A 19794-nucleotide genomic window follows, 5' to 3' on the forward strand; every position below is an offset into this window, starting at 1 on the left:
GTCACGTCCCGGATTTTGACGGATTGCTCTCGGCGTCGGCCACGGCAGCCATGGTGCGAAACACGCTTGACGGATTGACGCTGATCGAATCGATGCCGAGCCCCGTCACATATCGCGCGATCTCCGGATAGTTCGCCGGCGCTTCGCCGCAGATGCCGATATGGCGACCGTTGCGCTTGGCGCCGGATATCGCCAGCCGGAACATCTCCAGCATCCCCGGATCGCGCTCGTCGAAGTCGAAGGCGACGATGTCGGAATCCCGGTCGACCCCGAGCGTAAGCTGCGTGAGGTCATTGGAGCCGATCGAAAACCCGTCGAACAATTCTGCGAACGCGTCGATCTGAATGACGTTGTTCGGAATCTCGCACATGACGTAGATCTCGAGGCCGTCCTCGCCGCGCTTCAGGCCATTGGCTGCCATTGTCGCGATCACGCGCCGGCCCTCCTCGACGGTTCGGCAGAACGGCACCATGACGCGCAGGTTGGAGAGACCCATCTCGTGTCGCACGATCCGGAGTGCGGCGCACTCCAGCGCAAATCCTTCGGCGTAAGCGGGATGGCTGTAGCGGGAGGCGCCCCGGAATCCCAGCATCGGGTTCTCCTCCCGGGGCTCGAAGCCGTCACCGCCGATCAGGCTGGCATATTCATTGGTCTTGAAATCGGAAAGCCGCACGATCACAGGCTTCGGATAGAAGGCGGCGGCGATGGTGCCGACGCCTTCCGCCAGTCTTTGAACGAAGAAATCGGCGGGGCTCTTGAAGCCCTTCACGAGGCGCGCGATCTCGGTCCGCGCCTTGGCCGACTTGACCTTCTCAGGCTTGAGCAAGGCCATGGGATGAACCCGGATATGCTCGCTGATGATGAACTCCATCCGGGCCAGGCCAACTCCAGCCTGCGGCTGCATCGCCGTGCGGAACGCCATCTCCGGCGTCCCGACATTCACCATGATGGCGGTGCGCGGCTGCCGCAACTCGCCGACGGGCGTCCTGGTCACGTCGAACGCGACCTTGCCTTGATAGACTCGTCCAACGTCGCCCTCGGCGCAGCAAATCGTGACGTCGGTCCCGGTCTTGATCTTCTCCGTCGCGAACGTGGCTCCCACCACGGCGGGAATGCCCAGTTCGCGAGCGACGATTGCCGCGTGGCAGGTGCGGCCGCCTTTGTCGGTAATGATGCCGGCCGCGATCTTCATGACCGGCTCCCAATCGGGGCTGGTGGCCGGCGCGACCAGGATCTCGCCCGGCCTGAAGGCTGCCAGGTCGCGCGCCGACGCGATGCGGCGTGTGCGTCCTGAAGCGATCTTTTCGCCAACCGCTCGCCCCTCGACGATAACAGGGCCGCGTTGCTTCAGATTGTAAGTCTCGTACACGTCGGCCGAACGCTGCGAGGCAACCGTCTCCGGTCGGGCCTGGATGATATAGAGCTTTCCATCGGCGCCGTCCTTGGCCCACTCGATATCCATCGGCATCGCCGCGCCCGCGTGCTTGGAATAGTGAGCTTCGATCCGGACCGCGATCTCGGCAAGGCTCAGCACCTCCGGATCGGAGATGCAGAATCTCTGGCGTTCAGCCTCCGGGACCTTGCGGGTCAGCGTTGCATGATCGCCGCCCCGCTTGCCGTAGACCATGCGGATCTGCTTGGCTCCGAGCCGTCGGCGCAGCACGTGGCGATATCCTAGGGCCAGCGTCGGCTTGTGGACATAGAATTCGTCCGGATCGACCTGACCTTGCACGATGGTCTCGCCGAGACCATAGCAGCCCGTGACGAAGACGACGTCGCGAAAGCCTGATTCCGTGTCGAGAGTGAAGCCCACGCCGCTGGCGGCCAGGTCGGATCGAACCATTTTCATCACCGCGACAGAAAGCGCGACCTTGAAGTGATCGAAGCCGTTGTCGATGCGGTAGGAGATCGCACGATCAGTGAAGATGGAGGCAAAGCAGCGCCGACAGGCCTCGAACAGTTCCTTCGGCCCGCGCACGTTGAGAAAGCTTTCGTGCTGGCCCGCAAAGCTTGCCGTCGGCAGATCCTCGGCGGTCGCAGAACTGCGTACGGCGACGGCAACGCCGGTCCCGGCCTCGCGCTCGAGTTGCCGATATGCTTCCACGACCTGCCTGCGGAGCTCGGGCGTGTCCATCGCCGCGTAGATGACCGCGCGGGCCTTCGCCGCCCTGCTGGCGAGCTGCCTGATGTTACTCTTGTCGATGTCGTCGAGGAGCCGGCGCAACTCGTCCGCGACGCCGTCACGTGACAGCGCCTCGCGATAGGCGTCGGCCGTGATCGCGAAGCCGTTGGGAACCGCGATCCCCTGCGATGAGAGCGCAGTGTACAGTTCGCCGAGCGATGCAGTCTTGCCGCCGACCAGGCCAACATCGGCCAGGCCAATTTCGAGAAATGATCTGATGAACCGGGTCATGCAAAAAGCAGATCATGTCGTGACGCCTGCCGCTTGAGCCAGGTCAAGATTTCCATCGATTGATGCAAATCAAGTTTGTTGCGGCAAAAGTCGCCAAGCTTCGCGTTATTTTGCAGACGGGAATGAGGTGCGAGAGTGACTGCCATTTGTGGCGGCGCAGGTGCCAGACTGCTGCGCATCATTGCGTTGGCCGCAATGACAGTCATTTTTCTCGCGCTTGCTGAAACGAGTTTGGCTTTTGCCGCCGAGGTCGATGCCGTAGGCGCCAACGCGCCGCACGGATTCGAAGAAGTCATTGAGCGAGTGAGGCCGGCTGTCGTCGGTATTCGTGTGAAGACCGAGCAGCGAGGTCAGGAGGTCGCGCGCGGCCAGCCGCTGCCGCCGGGCTCGTTCCTGGATCGGTTCTTCCGCCAGTTCGGCATGCAGATTCCGACGGATCCCGCGCCTGGATCAGACCTGACGGTGGGGGCAGGGTTCCTTGTGTCGGGCGACGGTTATATCGTCACGAACGAGCATGTCGTGGCGAGCGGCATCGAGATCGAGGTGACGATGGACGACGGGAAGATCTATCCCGCCGAGATCATCGGCAGCGATCCGCAAACCGACCTCGCGCTGATCAGGACCTCCGCGCCGGGTGATCTGCCCTATGTGCGTCTTGCCGCCAAGGAGCCTCGGATCGGCGAGTGGGTGCTGCCGATCGGCAATCCTTTCGGGCTTGGCGGCACGGTCTCGGCTGGGATTGTCTCGGCTCGCGGGAGAGACATTGGCGAGGAGCCCTACAACGATTTCATTCAGATCGACGCGCCGGTCAACAAGGGCAATTCCGGCGGACCAACCTTCAACGTGCGGGGGGAGGTCATTGGCGTCAATACCGCCATCTATTCGCCTTCGGGGGGCTCCGTAGGAGTCGCGTTCGACATTCCGGCTGACGTCGTCGGCCTCGTTCTGCGCCAGCTTCGCGAGAAGGGTCATGTCACGCGGGGCTGGGTCGGCGTCCGCCTTCAGGAGGTCACACCCGGGATCGCCGATGCGTTGAGCCTGAAGAAAGCCCAGGGCGCGCTCGTTGCACAGCTGGACGAAGGACCGGCAGCAAAACAGGGCGTCGAGGTTGGTGACGTGATCACGTTCGTCGATGACCAGGAGATGCGAAATCCGCGGGATTTCGCCAGAACGGTCGCGGCCATCGTTCCCGGGACCGTCATCAATCTCCGCCTGTTGCGAAACGAGCGGGAGATTGCGATCGAAATGACCGTAGCGGAACTCCCGCGAGCAGCGAAAATCGAGCAGGAAGAGCAACCGGATGCGGGAGAGAGGTCGGCATTGGGCGTGACCCTTGCTCCGGCGCGCTCCGTCTCCGGCGCCGGCGATGCGGGCATGGTGATACTCGACATCAAGCCAGACAGCGCCGCCGCAGTTGGCGGCTTACAGGTCGGCGATATCGTTCTTTCCTTCGGCAAACGTCCGATCGGCGCCGCGACCGATTTGAACAAAATGGTCAATGAGGCCAGGACGCAAGGCAAGCGCACTGTTCTGCTTCGCATCAAACGCGCGGGCGTTATGAGCTTCGTGGCGGTTTCGATCGGCTGAGTTGGGACGGCCTGCGGCTCGAAAGGAAGACATCATGGGAATAGTGGCGGAGCGCAGGACTGAACCCGACGAAGGTGTCGTGCCTTCGCCGACGACAACAGGCCCTCGGCCAGAGGCGGCGAAGCAAACCTCCCGGAGGCCTGTCAGTATCGGCCCGAAGGTTTCTCGGTATGGCAAGATATTTGTTATTGGGGCAATGTTGCTCGCCCTTGGATGGCAGGTCTTTCACCTGATCATCGCCCTGGTGACGCTGGATTGAAGTCGGGCCGCCACGCGCAGTGACGCTGCGTCGGTCAATAGACGAAAGCGGGAGTTTCCAGGAGGTGATCGTTCACCGTCACGACGCCGGGGATTGCCTCCGCGGCAACGCGAATGGCCGTACGTTCCGCGCGCGACGGCGCGAAGCCCCAGATGTCCAGCACACCATTCTGGACCGTCACGTTCAAATTGAACGTATGAGCCCAGGGCTGCTTCCTGATTTCCTCGAAAAACCTCTTTCTGATTGCCGAATCTGGCAGTGATATCTCGAGTTTCGGCCTGGCGCTCGCGATGGCCTGGAGCAGGTTGGCGCGACTGACGATTCCGACGAGTTGGCCTTCCTTATTGACGATGGGAACGCGCTTGATTTGGCGCTCCTCGAGCAGCATGGCGATCTCATGCAATGGCGTCTCGGGTGCAGCGGTCGCGACGTCCTGCGTCATGATGTCCTGCACCCTGATCGAGTGCGACTTGACGTAGTCGGTCGCAAGCTGGGCGTCGCCGGTCAATAGCTGCAACCACCAGGAGGACGTGCGTTCGGTCTTGCTCTCGGCCCTGTGAAGCAAATCGCCCTCGCTCACGATTCCGAGAACCTTGTTGTCGGCATCGACGACCGGTACGGCGCTGATCCGGCGCTGCAGCAATATTTGCGCGACTTGGCGGACGGTTGCGGTCGGCCCAACCGTAGCCACGGGTGACACCATCACGTCTCGTGCCTGCATGGCAGCCTCCATATCGCTGATTGCCAGGGTAATTTTGCCCGAGCGAGAGTTGGCCGATTTGATCGGGATCAAGCAGCGCACAGTTTCGGCGATACGGGTCGAACGTCCGGTGCGGCAGGGCAGGCGCATCGAACTTCGAGCTCTCCCGCCCCAGCCAGGAATCTCCGCGCGGCACTCAGCTCCCCGCAATCGCTTCCCGGACCAGTGCGATGACCTCGTCTGCTTCCTGTTCGGTGCTGTCAAAGCGGGTTACGAGGCGGACGATGTCCTGGCCCCGTCGCGCGAATGCCAATCCGGTCGCAGCGAGACGGGTGATGGCTGGCACAGGGAGGCTGGCGAACACCAGATTGGCTTCCACGGGTGCAACGAGGCGGACGTCAGGCAGCGCGGCCAATCCTGCGCCGAGACGGGCGGCCACCGCATTGGCCTTGGTTGCGAGGCGCAGATAGAGGCCATCCTCGACATAGGCGAGAAGCTGTGCGGAGAGATAGCGCATCTTCGACCAGGTCAGTCCCGCGCGGCGCAGCCGATAAGACAATGACTCGACGAGATCCTGATCGAACACGACGATGGCATCCGCCGACATCGCGCCGTTCTTGGTCGCGCCAAAGGACAGGATGTCGACGCCGGCCCGCCAGGTCATGTCGGCCGGCGTACAGCCGAGCCGCGCCAGCGCATTGGCGAAGCGGGCTCCGTCCATATGCACCGACAGATTCCTTTCGTGCGCGATTGCGCCAATCTCTGCGATCTCGGCGAGCGAATAGACCGTGCCGTATTCGCTGGCCTGCGTGATCGACACAGCATCGGGCTGAGCGCGATTGCGGATGCCCCAGCCGGCGCTGGCCAGCGCCGCGCGCAGCATCGCTGGCTCGAGCCGAAAATATTGGCCCCGCATTGCGATGAGCTTTGCACCGCCTGTGAAGGCCTCCGTCGCACCGCCTTCGGCCGTGTGGATGTGCGCCTCTTCGTGGCAATAGACGGCGCCATAGGGCCGCACGCAGCTCGCGAGCGACAAGGCATTGGCCGCCGTGCCTGTCGGCACCGGAAACACGGTGACATCACTCTCGAACAACGCTGAGAAGCGCCGGTTCAGCAACGCCGAATAATCGTCATCGCCATAGGAGGCCGCCGCGCCGCGATTGACCTCGGTGATCGCCTGGAGAATTTCAGGCGCAACCGGCGCGACATTGTCGCTGCGAAAATTCGGGAGCATCCGGGCCTTTTCGTTCATCACGTCCTGTCCTGCCGTCAGATGACGGTCGTTTCCTGCTTGTTGATGCGCCGGTTGATGAAAAGCAACGGAATCGCGGTGACGAGAATGAGGACTGCGGCCGCGGCGGCTGCAAGGCCTGCGCCGGTGCCTTCGATCGCATGGTACATCACGACCGTCGTGGTCAGCCAGTTGCTCGAATAAAGCACGATGGTCGAGCTCAGCTCGGAGGCTGCCGTGATCCAGACGAGAACCAGGCCGCCGACGAGACCGCTTGCCATCAGCGGCACCGTCAGGGTGGCGAACGTCCTTGACGGCGAGACCCCGAGATTGATCGAAGCTTCCTCGAGCGACGGATCGAGCTGATGCACGATCGCCGAGGACGACCTGATGGCGAAGGGCAGCTTGCGGACGACATAGGCGATCACAAGGATCAGCCAGCCGCCTGTCAGGACCAGAGGTCCGCTGTTGAAGGCGACGATGAGGCCGATCGCCAGGATCGTGCCCGAGACTGCAAACGGCACCATGCCGATAAGGTCGAGCAGCCCCGACAGGCGCGAGCGGTGCCTTGCGACAACATAGCCGATCGGCGCGCCGATCAGCATGGTTGCGACGGCGGCGACGCTGGCAAGCGTCAGTGTATTGAGCAGCGGTCGATAGGAGCCTGAAAGCAAGGTGGCGTAATTGTCCAGTCCAAGCTCCCAGGTCAGCACAGGCCCGCGGAAGCGCAGGACGGACACCATCAACACCGCCGCGAAGGGCAGCAGCGAGACGATCACGATGCCCCAGCTCATGATCGCTGCGAGCAGCCGCAGCTCGGGGCTCAGTGTCAGTCTTGCCGGCGCGCTGCGCGCATTGGTCGAGAAACGACGCTTGCCGAGATAGTGCCGCTGCACGAGCAGCGCGAGCGCGGTGCAGGCGATCAGGAGCACGCTGAGCGCCCCCGCTGCGGCGGGATTGGCGTCGGATTCTCCGGCGAACAGCTTGAAGATGTCGACGGCGAGGAACGGCCGGTCTTCGGCTAGCACCGCCGGCACGCCGAAATTCTCCAGCGCCTCGATGAAGACCAGCAGGCCGCCGGCAAGAATGGCCGGCATCACGATCGGCAATAGCACGGTGCGCACCGCGTAGGACGGCGAACCGCCAAGATTGCGCGCGGCCTCTTCCATCGAGGCGTCGACGGCCTGAAAGCCTGCGAGCACAGGCATCAAGACGTAGGGATAGAGCGTCAGCGTGAACACGATCACGATGCCTGGCATGCCGTAGATCGAGCCGATCGGGATGCCGATGCCGCGCAGCGCCGTGGTAACGACGCCGGCATGGCCGAACAGCAGCACCAGCGCGTAAGCGCTGACGAAGGAGGGCAGCACCAGCGGCAGCGAGGCCAGCGTCAGCAGCAGCGCACGGCCCGGCAATTCAATCCGGGCAAGGCAGAAGGCGAGCGGGATGCCGATCATGCAAGCCAGACCTGTTGCGAGCGCTGCCGCAAGCAGGCTGTTGCCGATCGAGCCGAGATAGTAGCGGCTCTTCATGATCGCCGCGAAGTTTCCGACAGTGAATGCGCCCGTGCCGTCGATGCGGAGGCTGGCATCGAGCACGAGCGCCAGCGGGTAAAGCAGGAACACTGCGAGCAGCACCAGGGCGGCCAGGGCCACGATGGTGGCGAAGCGCTTCATGGCGCGGGGAACGCAATGATCTGGGCGGGGTCGTAGGCAAGAACGAGCGGCGCGCCGGGCAGGGCATCATACGCTGCGCTACCGAGTGCCGAGACCCGGAGCTGCGTCCCATCAGGCAATGTCGCGTGAAGACGCTGCACCGGGCCGAGGAATTCGCGCAGCGCCAGGCGAGCCTGAATGCGAGGACCGTCGGCGCCGGCGGCGACGCTCAAGGCTTCCGGCCTCAGCGACAGCAGGACCTTCGCACCCGGTGTTGCGACCTCGCCCCTCACCGAAAACTCCGTTCCGGCTGCCGCGACCCGGGTGTCGCGGCCGTCGAAGGCCTTTGCGATGCCCGGCACCATATTGGTCGAGCCGAGAAATTCCGCGACGAAGGCGGTCTGCGGTCTCCGGTAGATGCGCTCGGGCGTATCGACCTGCTCGACCTTTCCCTGTCGCAACACGGCGATGCGGTCGGAAATCGCCAGCGCCTCCTCCTGATCATGCGTCACATAGATCGCGGTCAGGCCGAGCGTCTGCTGCAACTGCCGGATCTCGATGCGCATCTCGGTTCGCAGCTGTGCGTCGAGATTGGACAGTGGCTCGTCGAACAGCAGCACCGCGGGCTCGATGACGAGCGCGCGGGCGATGGCTACGCGTTGCAACTGACCGCCGGAGAGCTGGTGTGGCGAGCGCGGACCATAGCCGGCGAGGCGCACCCGCTCGAGTGCCTTGTCGACGCGCGACTTGATCTCGGCGGCCGGGATCCGTCTCGCCTTCAATCCATAGGCGACGTTTTCGGCGACGGTGTGGTTCGGAAAGACCGCGTAGTTCTGGAACACCATGCCGGTGTCGCGGCGATGCGCGGGCAAGCTGTCTATGCGCTTGTCGCCGAAGGAAATCGATCCTGTCTCGACTTCCACGAAGCCGGCGATCATGCGCAACAGCGTCGTCTTGCCGCAACCCGACGGCCCGAGCAGCGTGAACAGCTCGCCATGCGCGATATGAAGCGAGATGTTGTCCACCGCGCGTACCGGACCGAAGGTCCGGGTCAGGTTTTCGATCCGGATCGCGGTCATGAATCAGCGGGTATCCTGGATCGTCGTCTTCAGCCGCGCGAGCGTGTCGCGCCGCGCCGCTTCCCATTTCGCGTCGTCGTAGGGCAGCACCTTGATATCAGAGAAGGGCAGCATGCCGGGCGCGACCGCACCGAGGTCGATATCCTGGCGCGCAGGCCGCCGGAACGTCGCCTTCAGCAACATCTCCTGGACATCCTTGCTGGCGAGATAGTCGACGAGCTGCTTGGCCGCATCGGGATTCGGTCCGCCCTTCAGGATGCCGGCGCCCTCGACGACGGCATGCGTGCCTTCCGCCGGATACACGACGTTCACCGGCGCACCGTTGTGGGCCCACAGGAAACCGGCATATTCGAGCGTGATGCCAAGCGGATATTCGCCGCTGCCGACGCCCTCGAACACCTGCGTCGAGCGATTGAGCACCTTCGCATTCGCAAGCAGCTGGCTCATCTTGCTCCAGGCGGCATCGTTATCGCCCCATTGCGAGAGCAGCAGGGTGGCGGCCGCATAGGAGAATCCGGAATTGCTGGGGTCGGTGAAGGCGAGCTTGCCCTTCCACTTGGGATCGAGCAGATCGGCCCAGGATTTCGGCCCGCTGGCATTGTCGATCGCCTTGGTGTTTTGACCGATCGCGACGACCTGGATGTTCGTGCCGATCCAGAGATCGCCGGGGTCGCGAAACTGCGCCGGCACGGCCTCGCGGCCCTTGGCCGGATAGGGCTGAAGATACGGGCTCGCCAGCCGCAGGATCGTCGCGCTGACGCCCCAGATCACGTCACCTTGCGGGTTGGCAGCCTCGGACGTGATGCGGCGGACGAGCACGCCCGAGCCGGTCGAGACCACGTCGACCTTGATCCCGGTCGCCTTGGCAAAACCGTCGGCGACCAGCTTGTTCACGGTGTCGTCGTTGGCCGAATAAAGCACGACGTGCTGCTCGGCCCAGGCCGATCCGGCGGCAAGGAGCGAGACGGCGAGCGCGAGGCCGCGGGCGAGGTGTGATGCTGGATATCTCATCGGGTGCGCCTTCTCCGGTTCTGTTGTTGCTTATCTGTTTTTGGCGAGATGCTCGGTGGCGGCTTTGACGCCGACGCCAGGTTCGACGGGCAGGCCCAGCTTCGTCAATACGTCTTCCAGGTGAAGCAGGTCGGTCAGAATGGTTGCGGCGCTGAATGCACCCATCGTGCCAAGTCTGATGACCTTGCCGGAGAGACGATTGCGTGCACCGGCGATGACAGTACGGTGATCCGCGTAGAGCCGCCGGACGATCGTTCCGCCCTCGAGCCCATCAGGGACCTTGAAGACGACGACTGTGTTCGAGCGCGGTCCGCGCCCGCAAAAATCCGTAAGCCCGAGCGCCGCGCCGCCGGCGCGCAGCGCGCCGGACAGCAACTCATGGCGGGCGAGCACGTTAGGAAGGCCTTCCTCGTGCATCATCGTCAGGGATTCACGCAGGCCGTAGAGCAGACTGACCGGCGCCGTGAACGGCGTTTCATTCAGCTCGATCGATTTCAGCGCCCGGCGGAAATCCCAGAAGAAGACGGATCGCTTCTCGTCCTGCTCGATCACGCGCCACGCCTTGGGACTGACGCTGGCAAGGGCGAGACCCGGCGGGCACATCAGCGCCTTCTGCGAGGCCGAGACGACGATGTCGACGCCCCACTCGTCCTGACGCATCGCGATGCCGCCGAGACCGCTCACGGAATCCGCGATCAACAGCGTGGGCCGATCGCGCACCAGCGCGCCGAGGGCGGCGAGATCGGCCACCATTCCAGTCGAGCTCTCGTTGTGGACGACGACGATGGCGCGATAGCTCCGTTCGCGCAGGCGGGCTTCGACTGCAGCAACGTCGATGGCCTGACCCCACTCATTCGCAACGGTGTCGACCGCGATGTTCATGGCCTTCGCAATGGACGTGAAGCGCTCTCCGAACTGGCCATGCTCGATCACGAGTATGCGGCTGTCGGGCCCGACCACGTTGACGAGTGCGGCTTCCATCACGCCCGTTCCGGAGCTCGCAAAGAACATGACGCGGTTGGTCGTGCCGAGCACCGGGCGGATCATCTCCTTGGTCTCGCCGATCGCTGTTTTGCACTCAGGACCGCGATGGTTGACGATCATCTGTGCCGTTGCCTGCCGCACCCTTTCAGGCACTTCGGTGGGGCCGGGAAGCCGAAGACGATATCCCGTCGCGGGAATGGCTGAGGGTGTGCTTGTCGTCATAGTCTGAAGTCACCATTTTTGCGCATGTAGGGAACGAGGCCGCCTGCGCTGAGGATCGCCTTCATGATCTCGGGAAGAGGTTCCGGCCGCAGCGTCTCGCCGCTGCGCTCGTTGCGGATCGCGCCTGTTGCATCGGAGACGAGGATGTCGCCGTCGCGAATGAGGCTGGTATCGCAGATCAGCGGCAGCAAGCCGTTGTTGATCGCGTTGCGATAGTAAGTGCGCGAGAAGCTTTTGGCGATGACAGCGGGAATGCCGGCGCCGAGCACCGTTGTCACAGCGACTTCCATCGCCGAGCCGCAGCCGAAATTCTTTCCCGCCACCAGAATATCGCCTGATCGCACCGAGGCTGCAAAGCCGGGATCGACATGCTCGAACAGGAATTGCTTGAGCACGGCGGGGTCGAGGCTCTCTCGCTTGCGGGTCGAGCTGATGATCGAGTCGGTGTTGACGTCGTCGCCGACCATCCGTGCGCGTCCCCGCAAGATCGTCATCGCGTCACCTTGTTGGGGTCGGTGACGAACCCGCGTGTCGCGGCGGCTGCGCAAGCGGCGGGGGAGGCGAGATAGATCGACGCTTTTGCGTTGCCCATGCGTCCCCTGAAGTTGCGGTTTGCGGTCGAGATCACCGAGACGCCGTCGCCGGGGATCACACCGCAGGTGCCGCAACATGAGCCGCAACCCGGCTCGACCACGGTCGCGCCGAAGCCGACGAGGGCGTCCAGCGTTCCGTCGGCCGCCATGGCGTCGCGCACCTCGCGCGAGGCGGGCGTGACCACCAGCTGCACGCCCGGTGCAACGCCGCCGCCGGCTTTGAGCACCTCGAGAGCCTGGTGAAAATCGCGCAACCGGCCGCCGGTGCAGGTGCCGAGATAAACCATCTGGATCGGCGTGCCGCTGGCGTCGGCGAGTGGAACGACCTGGTCCACCAGATGCGGCAGCGCGATCTGCGGTGCGAGTTGATCGAGCGCGATCTCAACTGTCTTGTTGTAGTGCGCATCCGGGTCCGGTGTGATCCGCTCGTAAGCCTGTTCGGTGCGGCCCCGCAGATAGGCCGCAGTTTCCGCGTCGGCCGGAAAGATGCCGTTCTTCGCGCCCATCTCGACCGCGAGATTGCTCAGCACCAGGCGATCTTCGAGCGCGAGCGTGGCGACACCGGGTCCCGCAAATTCGAGCGCCTGGTAGGCGGCACCATCAGCGCCGAGCAGGCCCGCGAGCGCCAGAGCGATGTCCTTGGCGAAGACGCCGACCGACAGCTGCCCCGTCAGGACGACGCGAATGGTCTGGGGCACGCGCAGCCAGATTCGGCCGCACAGCATGATGGCGGCGAGATCGGACGAGCCAATCCCGGTCGCAAAGCAATTCAGCGCTCCGTAGGTGACGGCGTGACTGTCGGCGCCCACCACCAATCCGCCCGGCAGGGCGCGACCTGTCTCGACGATGAGCTGATGACCAATGCCCGCGCCGGCCCCGTGCAATGTGACGCCGTGCTTACAGGCAAATTCTCGCATGATGCGATGCAGACCGATCGTCTGCGCGCTCGTCGGCGGAACGTAATGATCAAGCGCAAAGACCAGCTTTGACGGATCACGCACGCGCTCTCCGCCCATGGCCTCGAAGTAATCGAGCGCCATCGGGACGGAGCCGTCAGTGCCGAGCGCGCAATCGACCTCGCAGACGACGAGATCGCCGGCGCGCACAGCCTGCCCCGACTTTCGAGCGAGGATCTTCTCGGAGATCGTACGCCCGGCCATCGCTAAGCCTCGGACAGGCCGCGGCCGCCTGCGCCCGGAAACGCACACGCCCATTTGCCCGCAGCAACTCGCCTGCGGGCGAGGATCCTGAAGCCTGTGGCCATGCAGAACCTCATTGAAAATGGAACGCTATTCCATCTAGTGTAACGGTGAGAAAGCCGCGGTCAACCCGAAATCGGCGAGAGAAATTGGTGGAGACGGGAGTATCGATGCTCAAGACGCAAGGCGTCGCCACCGTGCAGCGCACATTGGCGATCCTCGACAGCTTCATCGGATCCGGCACGCGAAGCCTGGCCGAGATCGCCAAGATCACGGGCCTCGCCAAGCCGACCGTGATGCGTTCGCTGGTGTCGCTGTATGAAGCGGGCTATGTCGTCCGCCTCAGTGATGGCCGTTATGCGCTCGGTGCCAAGACCTTTCAGCTCGGCAGCACCTACCGCGCCAATTTCAATCTCGAACATCATGTTCTGCCGGCGCTTCAGCAGCTCAGCGAGCAGACGCTGGAGAGCAGTGCGTTTCACGTGCGCGAACGCGATCAGCGGCTCTGCCTGTTTCGGGTGGACTCGCCTCAGCTTGTCCGCGACGTCGCGCGCCCCGCAAATCTTGCGCCACTGGATCTGACGTCGACGGGGCAGGTGCTGAGCACGGCGCACTGGGCCGATCGCATTGGCGGAGGTGCGCAGATCTTCGTCAGCTCGGGAGTCTACGACACCGTCACAGCCTCGTTGTCCACCGCGGTCTTCGGCCACGAGGGTGCGCTGGTCGGCGCCATGACTGTCAGTGGTCCGATTGAACGCATTCGTCAGGCCGATCTCGAAGCACTGGCATCGCGGCTGACCGATGCCTCGCATCGGCTCTCGCTGGTGCTGGGCGCGCCGCTGCCCCGCGAATCGGGCGGCTCGCGGATCATCAACCTGCCGTCGGCCGAGACCAGCGCGCGCTAGCGGCCTACCCCTCGTATTGATCCGGTCCCATCGCCCACGACGCCTGGTCGTGTCCGTAGGAATAGTTGCGGTTGTTGACAACAGGGTTGCGATTGACCAGGGGCCGCATGAACATCGGATGCGTCGCGCTCCGCACCTCGTGCTCGACCGTGAAGAGATGCTTGCCGCTGTCGAGATCGACGATGTCGCAGAAGCGGTACTGATACTGATTGTCCTCGCGCGAGATCAGGTCGCGCGCCCTCAGCTTGCGATAGGGGCCTGAGAAGTCGGTGATGTACATCTGCACATGATGGCCGTCGTAATCGGGCTGCGGCCGGTCGGTCTCGCGGAACAAGAGGTGCTGGTCGCGGCCGGTTTTCACCGCGGCGACCTTGCCGTCGCCGTTGCGCAAGGCCGCGGGCATGCCCATGATTTCCGGATAGAAAGCGCAGATCGCCTGCGCTGATCCGGCCGGCACGTCGAACTCGACATAGGGAATGCCGAGCATGATGCGCCCGAAGCGCGTCGCATCCGGTTCGTGGACGCGAATGCGATTGCCCCACGGGCAGGTCGCCTCGACATAATCGTTGTGCTCGGCATATTTGAAGGCGGTGCCTTCGAGCTTGCTCTCCACCGAAGCCAGTCGCGCCAGCAAAGCCTCGCGTCCCTCGATCACGAGGCCGGTATGGCCGCGCAGCACCTGCGGCTTGCCCTGCGGCAGATGAAACTGGCTCCGTCCGGCATTGATCCACATGTTGGTGTCGGAGACCATCAGATAGGGATCGCGGGTCAGCCCCAGGCCGGTGACGTAGAACAGCGAGGCGAGGCGCTGGTCCGGAACCGTGATGTTGACGTGCTCGAAATGGATGGCGTTGCCGAGATCTTCTGCGGATCGATCGAATTGTTGCGGCATGGTTGTGTGCGTTTCCGGCTGGAGGGACTGACACTCCATACTAGATCAGAATTTTCCGCCAGCTGAAACGGCCGGCCAATCACATCTTGAGCGCGAGGCATCCTGTGGGCTGCCACCTTGCCGTGGCATCCATTCCCTGTAATCTGCCCGGAAAGAGATAAGGAATGAGGCCGATGGGGGGAGTTCTGGAAGGCGTGCGCGTCCTCGATTTCGGGCGCTATATCGCGGGGCCCTATTGCGCGACATTGCTGGCCGAGTTCGGCGCCGAGGTCATCAGGGTCGAAAAGCGCGATGGTAGCGAGGACCGTTTCGTGGCGCCCGTCGGCGAAGGCGGCGAGGGCGCCCTGTTCCTCCAGATCAACCGCAACAAGAAGTGCATCACGCTCGATCCGATGACGGAGCAGGGGCAGCAGGTGATGCGCAAGCTGGTGGCGACCGCTGACGTCGTTGTCGCCAATCTGCCGCCGCAGACCTTGCGTGCGATGAAGCTCGACTACGATTCCCTCAAGGCGACCAAACCGGACATCATCCTGACGACGGCGACCGCGTTCGGCGGGCCGGGCCCCTGGTCCGACCGCGTCGGCTTCGACGGCGTCGGCCAGGTCATGTCGGGCTCGGTCTACATGACGGGAGCGGGCGATCCGCCGTATCGCGCCGCGGTGAACTGGGTCGATTTCGGCACGGCCCTGCATTGCGCCTTCGGGACGCTCGCCGCGCTGATCGAGCGCGGCAAATCCGGGCGCGGGCAAATCGTCGAGGGCGCGTTGCTGGCAACCGCTCTGTCCTTCACCAATGCCACGCTGATCGAGCAGGCGGTCATCAACGTCAACCGCGTGCCGACGGGCAATCTCGGCCAGACCGCGGCGCCCGCGGATATCTACCGAACCAGAGATGGCTGGGTGCTGTGCCAGGTCACGGGTCATCCGCTGTTCAAGCGCTGGGCCAAGCTGATGGGCGAGGAGGAGCTCTGGCTGAACGATCCGCGCTTTGCCGACGATATCAGCCGCGGCAACAACGGCCCTGTCATCAGCGAGCGGATGGCGCGCTGGTGTGCCGAGCGCACGACGCAGGAAGCAGTCGACACGCTCGGCAAGGCCATGATCCCGACCGGGCCGGTGCTGAGCCCGCAGCAGGCGTTGGATCATCCGCACATTCGCGCCGCCGGCTTTTTGCAGGACGTCGACTATCCCGGCTTGCCGAAGCAGGCGCCGGTTGCGCGCGCCGCCGTCAGGCTCTCGGAAACGCCTGGCGAGATCGCCACGCGTCCACCGACGCTCGGAGAACATACTGATACCGTGCTGGCGGAACTCGGCTACGACAAGGCCGCGATTGCATCGCTGCGGCAGAGCGGCATCATTTAGCCGCGGCGTGATCACAAGAGTGGAAATCGGCCGGCGCGTCTGCTAGACGACGGACGGCTCATCCTCGCGCATTTTGCGTTGGCCGGCGACCTCCGCGTCGCACGAGGTTTTCTGGGGAGGCGCGCGTTCGTGCTCCCCATCCATATGCATGACCATTCGCAACCGAATCGTCTTGAGTTCGGCGGCGCGTGAAATTGACGACTGCCTACGACGAGAAACGGATTCACGTGCGTCATTCCAAGACATTGCGGCCAGCCAACAAAGCGGCAGTCAAGAGTTCGCCCAAGAAGCGCTCGCTCGCCAAGAACCCTACAAAGCACCCTACCAAGAACCCTACCAAACGCCCGACTAGCCGGCGTCCGTCAGGCAAGGCTTCGCCGAAGCAAGGCAAGAGCCCGCAGCGTGCCGCGATCTCCTCGTCCTCGCCGCTGGGTATGATGGCGCTGCATCTGCTGGCGCAATGGAAGGAGTCTGGCCGCAGCGGTCTCGTGTTCCTCGCAGAAAGCGAGAACAGGGCGGAGCGGCTCGGCAGCGTCATTCATGCGTTGGACCCGTCCTGCGAAGTGCTGGTGTTTCCGCGGCTGAATACCCTGCCGTTCGATCAGTTGGAACCATCGCGCGAGATCGCGGGCCGCAGAGCCTCGGTGCTGCGGCGCCTTTCGAAAGCCAGGCAGCCGATCTTCCTCATCGCCACGGCTGAAGCCGTGATGGAGCGCTTGCCGCCGCCGGCGAGCCTGTTGCGTCTGAATACCGGCTTGAAGGTCGGTGGCAATTTTTCCGAGAGCGAGCTGCGCGCTCGCCTGGAAGAGCTGGGCTATGATCTCGACGACGAGCCGGATTATCCGGGCGGTGCGCTGTTTCACGGCCAGACCTTCGAGATATTTCCCGCGGGCGCGCTGGGGCCGTTCCGGGTGGAGCATTCGGAGCGCGCGATCAAGCGGATCGTGGCGTTCGATCCGAAAGAGCACGACATCATCTTCGAGACAAAAGAGCTTCTCGTCGATCCCATGTCGGAACGGCTGGCCCTATCAGGCGCACGCGTCAGGCGTGCGACGCTGTTCGACTATTGCGGCAAGGCCAAATGGATTGCGGATGCCGGCGTGCCCGGTCATGCCGACGCCTGGCTCAGCACGATCGAGGAGGCTGCAGGCCGCGCCGACAGGGAGCGCGAATATCTCGGGCGGAGCGACTGGAAGCACGCGACGCGCGGCATGAAAGTGCTGCCGCGCATCTCGCCGTTCCAGCCGACACCGGAATTCTCGAAGCTGTCGTCCGCCAGGAAGGCCCTGCGCGCTTTCGTCGAGGAAACGCAGCGCGCCGGCTCGCGCTTCATCTTCGTCGCCGCGCAGGAGGAAGATCTTCGCGTGATCGAGCGGATGAGCGGCGTCAAGGCGGAGCGCGTCGCGGATTGGGCGGAGGCCGAGAGCGCGCGCCCTCGCGACGTGGCGCTGCTCGCCGATCTCGATGGCGGCTTCGTCATGTCGGGCAAGAAGCCTGCCGTGGTTCTGACCGCGACCGACGTGCTCGGCAGCCGCGCACATCATCCGCAGCCGATGGCGCGAAGCTGGAGCGCCGCCTTCGATCATGCCGACGTACCCGAGCAGGGCACCGTGGTCGTGCATCTGCAGCGCGGCATCGGTGTGCTCGATGGATTGCAGACCGTCAACACCGGCGGCGGCGCCATGCGCGAGATGGTCAGGCTGTCCTTCGCCGGCGACAACGCCGTCCTGGTGCCGCCGACGGATCTGGCGCTGATGTGGCCCTATTCGACGGAGCGCGGCAAGCTCGCGCTCGACAAGGCGGATGGCAGCACATGGTGGGCGCGCCGCAGCGCGGCTGAACAGGAGATTCAGGTCGCCGGAAAGGTACTTGCCAAGCACATCAGCCAGCGCAAGCGGCGCAAGGCGGCCAAGCTGGTGCCGCCGGGATCGACTTACGAAAAATTCGTCGCGCGCTTTCCCTATTTCACCACCATCGATCAGGCCAAGGCGATCCACGACGTGCTGGACGATCTCGCATCCGGCCATCCCATGGACCGGGTGATCTGCGGCGATGTCGGCTTCGGCAAGACGGAGGTGGCGCTACGCGCGGCGGCGGCCGTGGTGCTGTCGGGCAAGCAGGTCGCGATCGCGGTGCCGACGACCGTGCTGGCGCGGCAGCATGTTGCAACCTTTCGCAAACGCTTTGCGCCTGTCGACGTCGAGGTCGGCAGCCTGTCGCGCGCTGCCTCGGGTGCGGAGACGCGGGAGACCAGGGAGGGCCTGCGCAGCGGCCGGATCAAGGTGGTGGTCGGAACGCAAGCGCTGACGTCGAAGGACGTGAAGTTCAGCGATCTCGGCCTCGTCATCATCGACGAGGAGCAGCACTTTGGCGCGGCAGAGAAGGCCAAGCTGTCCGGGCTCGCGAAGAATGCCCATACGCTGTGGATGAGTGCCACGCCGATCCCGCGCACCCTCGCCGCGGGCCTTGCCGGCTTTCGCGATCTCAGCCTCATCGCCTCGCCGCCGGTGCACCGGCTTCCGGTCGCGACCAAGATCGCGCCGCTGTCGGATGCCGCCATCGCCTCGGCCTTGCTGCGCGAGCAACGACGGCACGGCCAGAGCTTTCTGATCTGCCCGCGCATCCAGGATCTCGAGCCGATGCTGGCGCGCGTGCAGGCCGTCGCGCCTGATCTGAAGATCGTCTGCCTGCACGGCAAATTGCCGGCCGACGAGATCGATGAGCGGATGATGACCTTCGTCGAGGGCAAGGCCGACGTCCTGCTCGCTACCAACATCGTCGAAAGCGGCCTCGATATTCCGCGCGCCAACACCATCGTGGTGTGCTGGCCGGAAAATTTCGGTCTCGCCCAGCTGCATCAACTGCGCGGGCGTGTGGGGCGCGGCGGTATCCGCGCGTTCGCTTATCTCCTGACCGAGTCGACCTCGGGGCAATCAGAGAAGCGGCTTGCTGTGCTGGAGGAGTTCAGCCGGCCGGGCGCGGGTTTTGCCATCAGCGAGCGCGACCTGGATCTCCGCGGCGCGGGCGACCTGTTCTCGGAGCAGCAATCCGGCCACGTCCAGGTGTTCGGCCCGGTGCTCTATAGCCACCTCCTGAAGATGGCCTCGGAGAAGGTCGATGACGGCATGGCCGTGGTGTGGGTGCCTGACCTCAATCTCCCGGTCGGGGACATGCTGCCCGCCGGCTATGTGCAATCCGCCCCGGTGCGGCTGGAGCTCTATGCCCGTGCCGCACGCTGCGCCAGCGAGGACGATCTGGACGATCTCGAAGAGGAAACCTCGCGCCGCTTCGGGCCGTTGCCGCAGACCGCCCGCGATTTCTTTGCAGCGGCGCGGCTGAGGATGGATTGCAAACGCAGGGGCATCATCCGCCTCGATGTCGGCCAGAGTGCGGTGGCGGCGACGTTCCTGCCGGGGCGACTGCGGAAATCCAGGGGGAAATCGCTGCAACGCGACGGCGATCGCGTCGTCTACCACAGCGAGAGGCAAGACGGCCCATTCGACCGCGTCGAGGAGATGTTCGATGCTCTGGACGAGGCGTAAGGGGGCGTTGAGCGGAGTTTCATTGCCACGGCGATCGCGGGATTTCTGGCCGTGCTCGGGGCGACCATATGAATGACGCTGAGCTGACGGGCGCGCCCGGCCTCGGCTGGCGTGTCAGGCTGCCCTATCTGGCCATCCTGCTATGTGTCGTGGTGGCAGGG

The 19794-nt window shown here is 64.1% G+C and carries 15 protein-coding genes; 4 read left to right on the forward strand and 11 right to left on the reverse strand.

Going from position 1 to position 19794, the window contains the following annotated elements:
- Position 1: 1 nt before the first annotated feature.
- Entirely contained in the window at positions 2-2413 is a 2412-nt protein-coding gene (ppsA, locus tag Q0687_RS30765) for a phosphoenolpyruvate synthase (protein WP_298885254.1), read from the reverse strand.
- On the reverse strand, positions 2410-2619 hold the full coding sequence (locus Q0687_RS30770; protein WP_298885256.1) for a hypothetical protein: 210 nt from the start codon (positions 2617-2619) through the stop codon (positions 2410-2412). Before Q0687_RS30770 ends, ppsA begins: the two co-directional genes overlap by 4 nt.
- Here Q0687_RS30770 and Q0687_RS30775 point away from each other — a divergent pair.
- Positions 2609-4000 carry a trypsin-like peptidase domain-containing protein gene (locus Q0687_RS30775; protein WP_298885258.1) on the forward strand — a complete coding sequence of 464 codons (1392 nt, stop codon included), beginning with the start codon at positions 2609-2611 and terminating at the stop codon, positions 3998-4000. The genes Q0687_RS30770 and Q0687_RS30775 overlap by 11 nt on opposite strands.
- A 293-nt stretch (positions 4001-4293) precedes the next feature.
- On the opposite strand, the gene Q0687_RS30780 is transcribed toward Q0687_RS30775, so the two are convergent.
- From Q0687_RS30780 to Q0687_RS30815, 8 genes are all read right to left on the reverse strand, one after another.
- Positions 4294-4980, reverse strand: a complete 687-nt coding sequence (locus Q0687_RS30780) for a CBS domain-containing protein (RefSeq protein ID WP_298885317.1) — start codon at positions 4978-4980, stop codon at positions 4294-4296.
- Between the two features lie 175 nt (positions 4981-5155).
- Complete coding sequence (locus tag Q0687_RS30785) at positions 5156-6211, reverse strand: beta-eliminating lyase-related protein (protein ID WP_298885259.1); 1056 nt, start codon at positions 6209-6211, stop codon at positions 5156-5158.
- A 17-nt stretch (positions 6212-6228) separates the two neighbouring features.
- Positions 6229-7866, reverse strand: a complete 1638-nt coding sequence (locus Q0687_RS30790) for an iron ABC transporter permease (protein WP_298885261.1) — start codon at positions 7864-7866, stop codon at positions 6229-6231.
- The gene (locus Q0687_RS30795; RefSeq protein WP_298885263.1) at positions 7863-8924 is read right to left on the reverse strand and encodes an ABC transporter ATP-binding protein; all 1062 of its coding nucleotides are present in this window, start codon (positions 8922-8924) and stop codon (positions 7863-7865) included. The genes Q0687_RS30790 and Q0687_RS30795 overlap by 4 nt, the downstream gene beginning before the upstream one ends.
- A gap of 3 nt (positions 8925-8927) precedes the next feature.
- On the reverse strand, positions 8928-9935 hold the full coding sequence (locus Q0687_RS30800; protein WP_298885265.1) for an extracellular solute-binding protein: 1008 nt from the start codon (positions 9933-9935) through the stop codon (positions 8928-8930).
- Positions 9936-9965: 30 nt separating this feature from the next.
- Positions 9966-11039 (reverse strand): alanine--glyoxylate aminotransferase family protein, encoded by a 1074-nt coding sequence (locus tag Q0687_RS30805; RefSeq protein WP_298885267.1) that lies wholly within the window; start codon positions 11037-11039, stop codon positions 9966-9968.
- Positions 11040-11137: 98 nt separating this feature from the next.
- Entirely contained in the window at positions 11138-11635 is a 498-nt protein-coding gene (locus tag Q0687_RS30810) for an alpha-IPM isomerase (protein WP_298885269.1), read from the reverse strand.
- Positions 11632-12894 carry an aconitase/3-isopropylmalate dehydratase large subunit family protein gene (locus tag Q0687_RS30815; protein ID WP_298885271.1) on the reverse strand — a complete coding sequence of 421 codons (1263 nt, stop codon included), beginning with the start codon at positions 12892-12894 and terminating at the stop codon, positions 11632-11634. The genes Q0687_RS30810 and Q0687_RS30815 overlap by 4 nt, the downstream gene beginning before the upstream one ends.
- A 209-nt stretch (positions 12895-13103) precedes the next feature.
- Between Q0687_RS30815 and Q0687_RS30820 the strand changes: the two genes are divergently transcribed.
- Positions 13104-13838, forward strand: coding sequence for a helix-turn-helix domain-containing protein (locus Q0687_RS30820; protein WP_298885273.1), 735 nt, complete (start codon positions 13104-13106; stop codon positions 13836-13838).
- Positions 13839-13842: 4 nt separating this feature from the next.
- Here the strand turns inward: Q0687_RS30820 and Q0687_RS30825 are convergent, their stop codons facing one another.
- Positions 13843-14730: a hypothetical protein gene (locus Q0687_RS30825; RefSeq protein WP_298885275.1), complete on the reverse strand. Its 888-nt coding sequence runs from the start codon at positions 14728-14730 to the stop codon at positions 13843-13845.
- Positions 14731-14903: 173 nt separating this feature from the next.
- Here Q0687_RS30825 and Q0687_RS30830 point away from each other — a divergent pair, with 173 nt between their 5' ends.
- Positions 14904-16091: a CoA transferase gene (locus Q0687_RS30830; RefSeq protein WP_298885277.1), complete on the forward strand. Its 1188-nt coding sequence runs from the start codon at positions 14904-14906 to the stop codon at positions 16089-16091.
- Between the two features lie 434 nt (positions 16092-16525).
- On the forward strand, positions 16526-19633 hold the full coding sequence (locus Q0687_RS30835; protein ID WP_298885319.1) for a DEAD/DEAH box helicase: 3108 nt from the start codon (positions 16526-16528) through the stop codon (positions 19631-19633).
- The last annotated feature ends 161 nt before the right edge of the window (positions 19634-19794 follow it).

This window comes from uncultured Bradyrhizobium sp., from assembly GCF_936928535.1.
Taxonomy (GTDB): Bacteria; Pseudomonadota; Alphaproteobacteria; order Rhizobiales; family Xanthobacteraceae; genus Bradyrhizobium.

Coding starts and splice junctions, on each gene's coding strand:
- ppsA (WP_298885254.1), bottom strand. CDS start 2,413: ATGACCCGGTTCATCAGATCATTTCTCGAAATTGGCCTGGCCGATGTT.
- Q0687_RS30775 (WP_298885258.1), top strand. CDS start 2,609: ATGACAGTCATTTTTCTCGCGCTTGCTGAAACGAGTTTGGCTTTTGCC.
- Q0687_RS30770 (WP_298885256.1), bottom strand. CDS start 2,619: ATGACTGTCATTGCGGCCAACGCAATGATGCGCAGCAGTCTGGCACCT.
- Q0687_RS30780 (WP_298885317.1), bottom strand. CDS start 4,980: ATGCAGGCACGAGACGTGATGGTGTCACCCGTGGCTACGGTTGGGCCG.
- Q0687_RS30785 (WP_298885259.1), bottom strand. CDS start 6,211: ATGAACGAAAAGGCCCGGATGCTCCCGAATTTTCGCAGCGACAATGTC.
- Q0687_RS30790 (WP_298885261.1), bottom strand. CDS start 7,866: ATGAAGCGCTTCGCCACCATCGTGGCCCTGGCCGCCCTGGTGCTGCTC.
- Q0687_RS30795 (WP_298885263.1), bottom strand. CDS start 8,924: ATGACCGCGATCCGGATCGAAAACCTGACCCGGACCTTCGGTCCGGTA.
- Q0687_RS30800 (WP_298885265.1), bottom strand. CDS start 9,935: ATGAGATATCCAGCATCACACCTCGCCCGCGGCCTCGCGCTCGCCGTC.
- Q0687_RS30805 (WP_298885267.1), bottom strand. CDS start 11,039: ATGATCGTCAACCATCGCGGTCCTGAGTGCAAAACAGCGATCGGCGAG.
- Q0687_RS30810 (WP_298885269.1), bottom strand. CDS start 11,635: ATGACGATCTTGCGGGGACGCGCACGGATGGTCGGCGACGACGTCAAC.
- Q0687_RS30815 (WP_298885271.1), bottom strand. CDS start 12,894: ATGGCCGGGCGTACGATCTCCGAGAAGATCCTCGCTCGAAAGTCGGGG.
- Q0687_RS30820 (WP_298885273.1), top strand. CDS start 13,104: ATGCTCAAGACGCAAGGCGTCGCCACCGTGCAGCGCACATTGGCGATC.
- Q0687_RS30825 (WP_298885275.1), bottom strand. CDS start 14,730: ATGCCGCAACAATTCGATCGATCCGCAGAAGATCTCGGCAACGCCATC.
- Q0687_RS30830 (WP_298885277.1), top strand. CDS start 14,904: ATGGGGGGAGTTCTGGAAGGCGTGCGCGTCCTCGATTTCGGGCGCTAT.
- Q0687_RS30835 (WP_298885319.1), top strand. CDS start 16,526: ATGATGGCGCTGCATCTGCTGGCGCAATGGAAGGAGTCTGGCCGCAGC.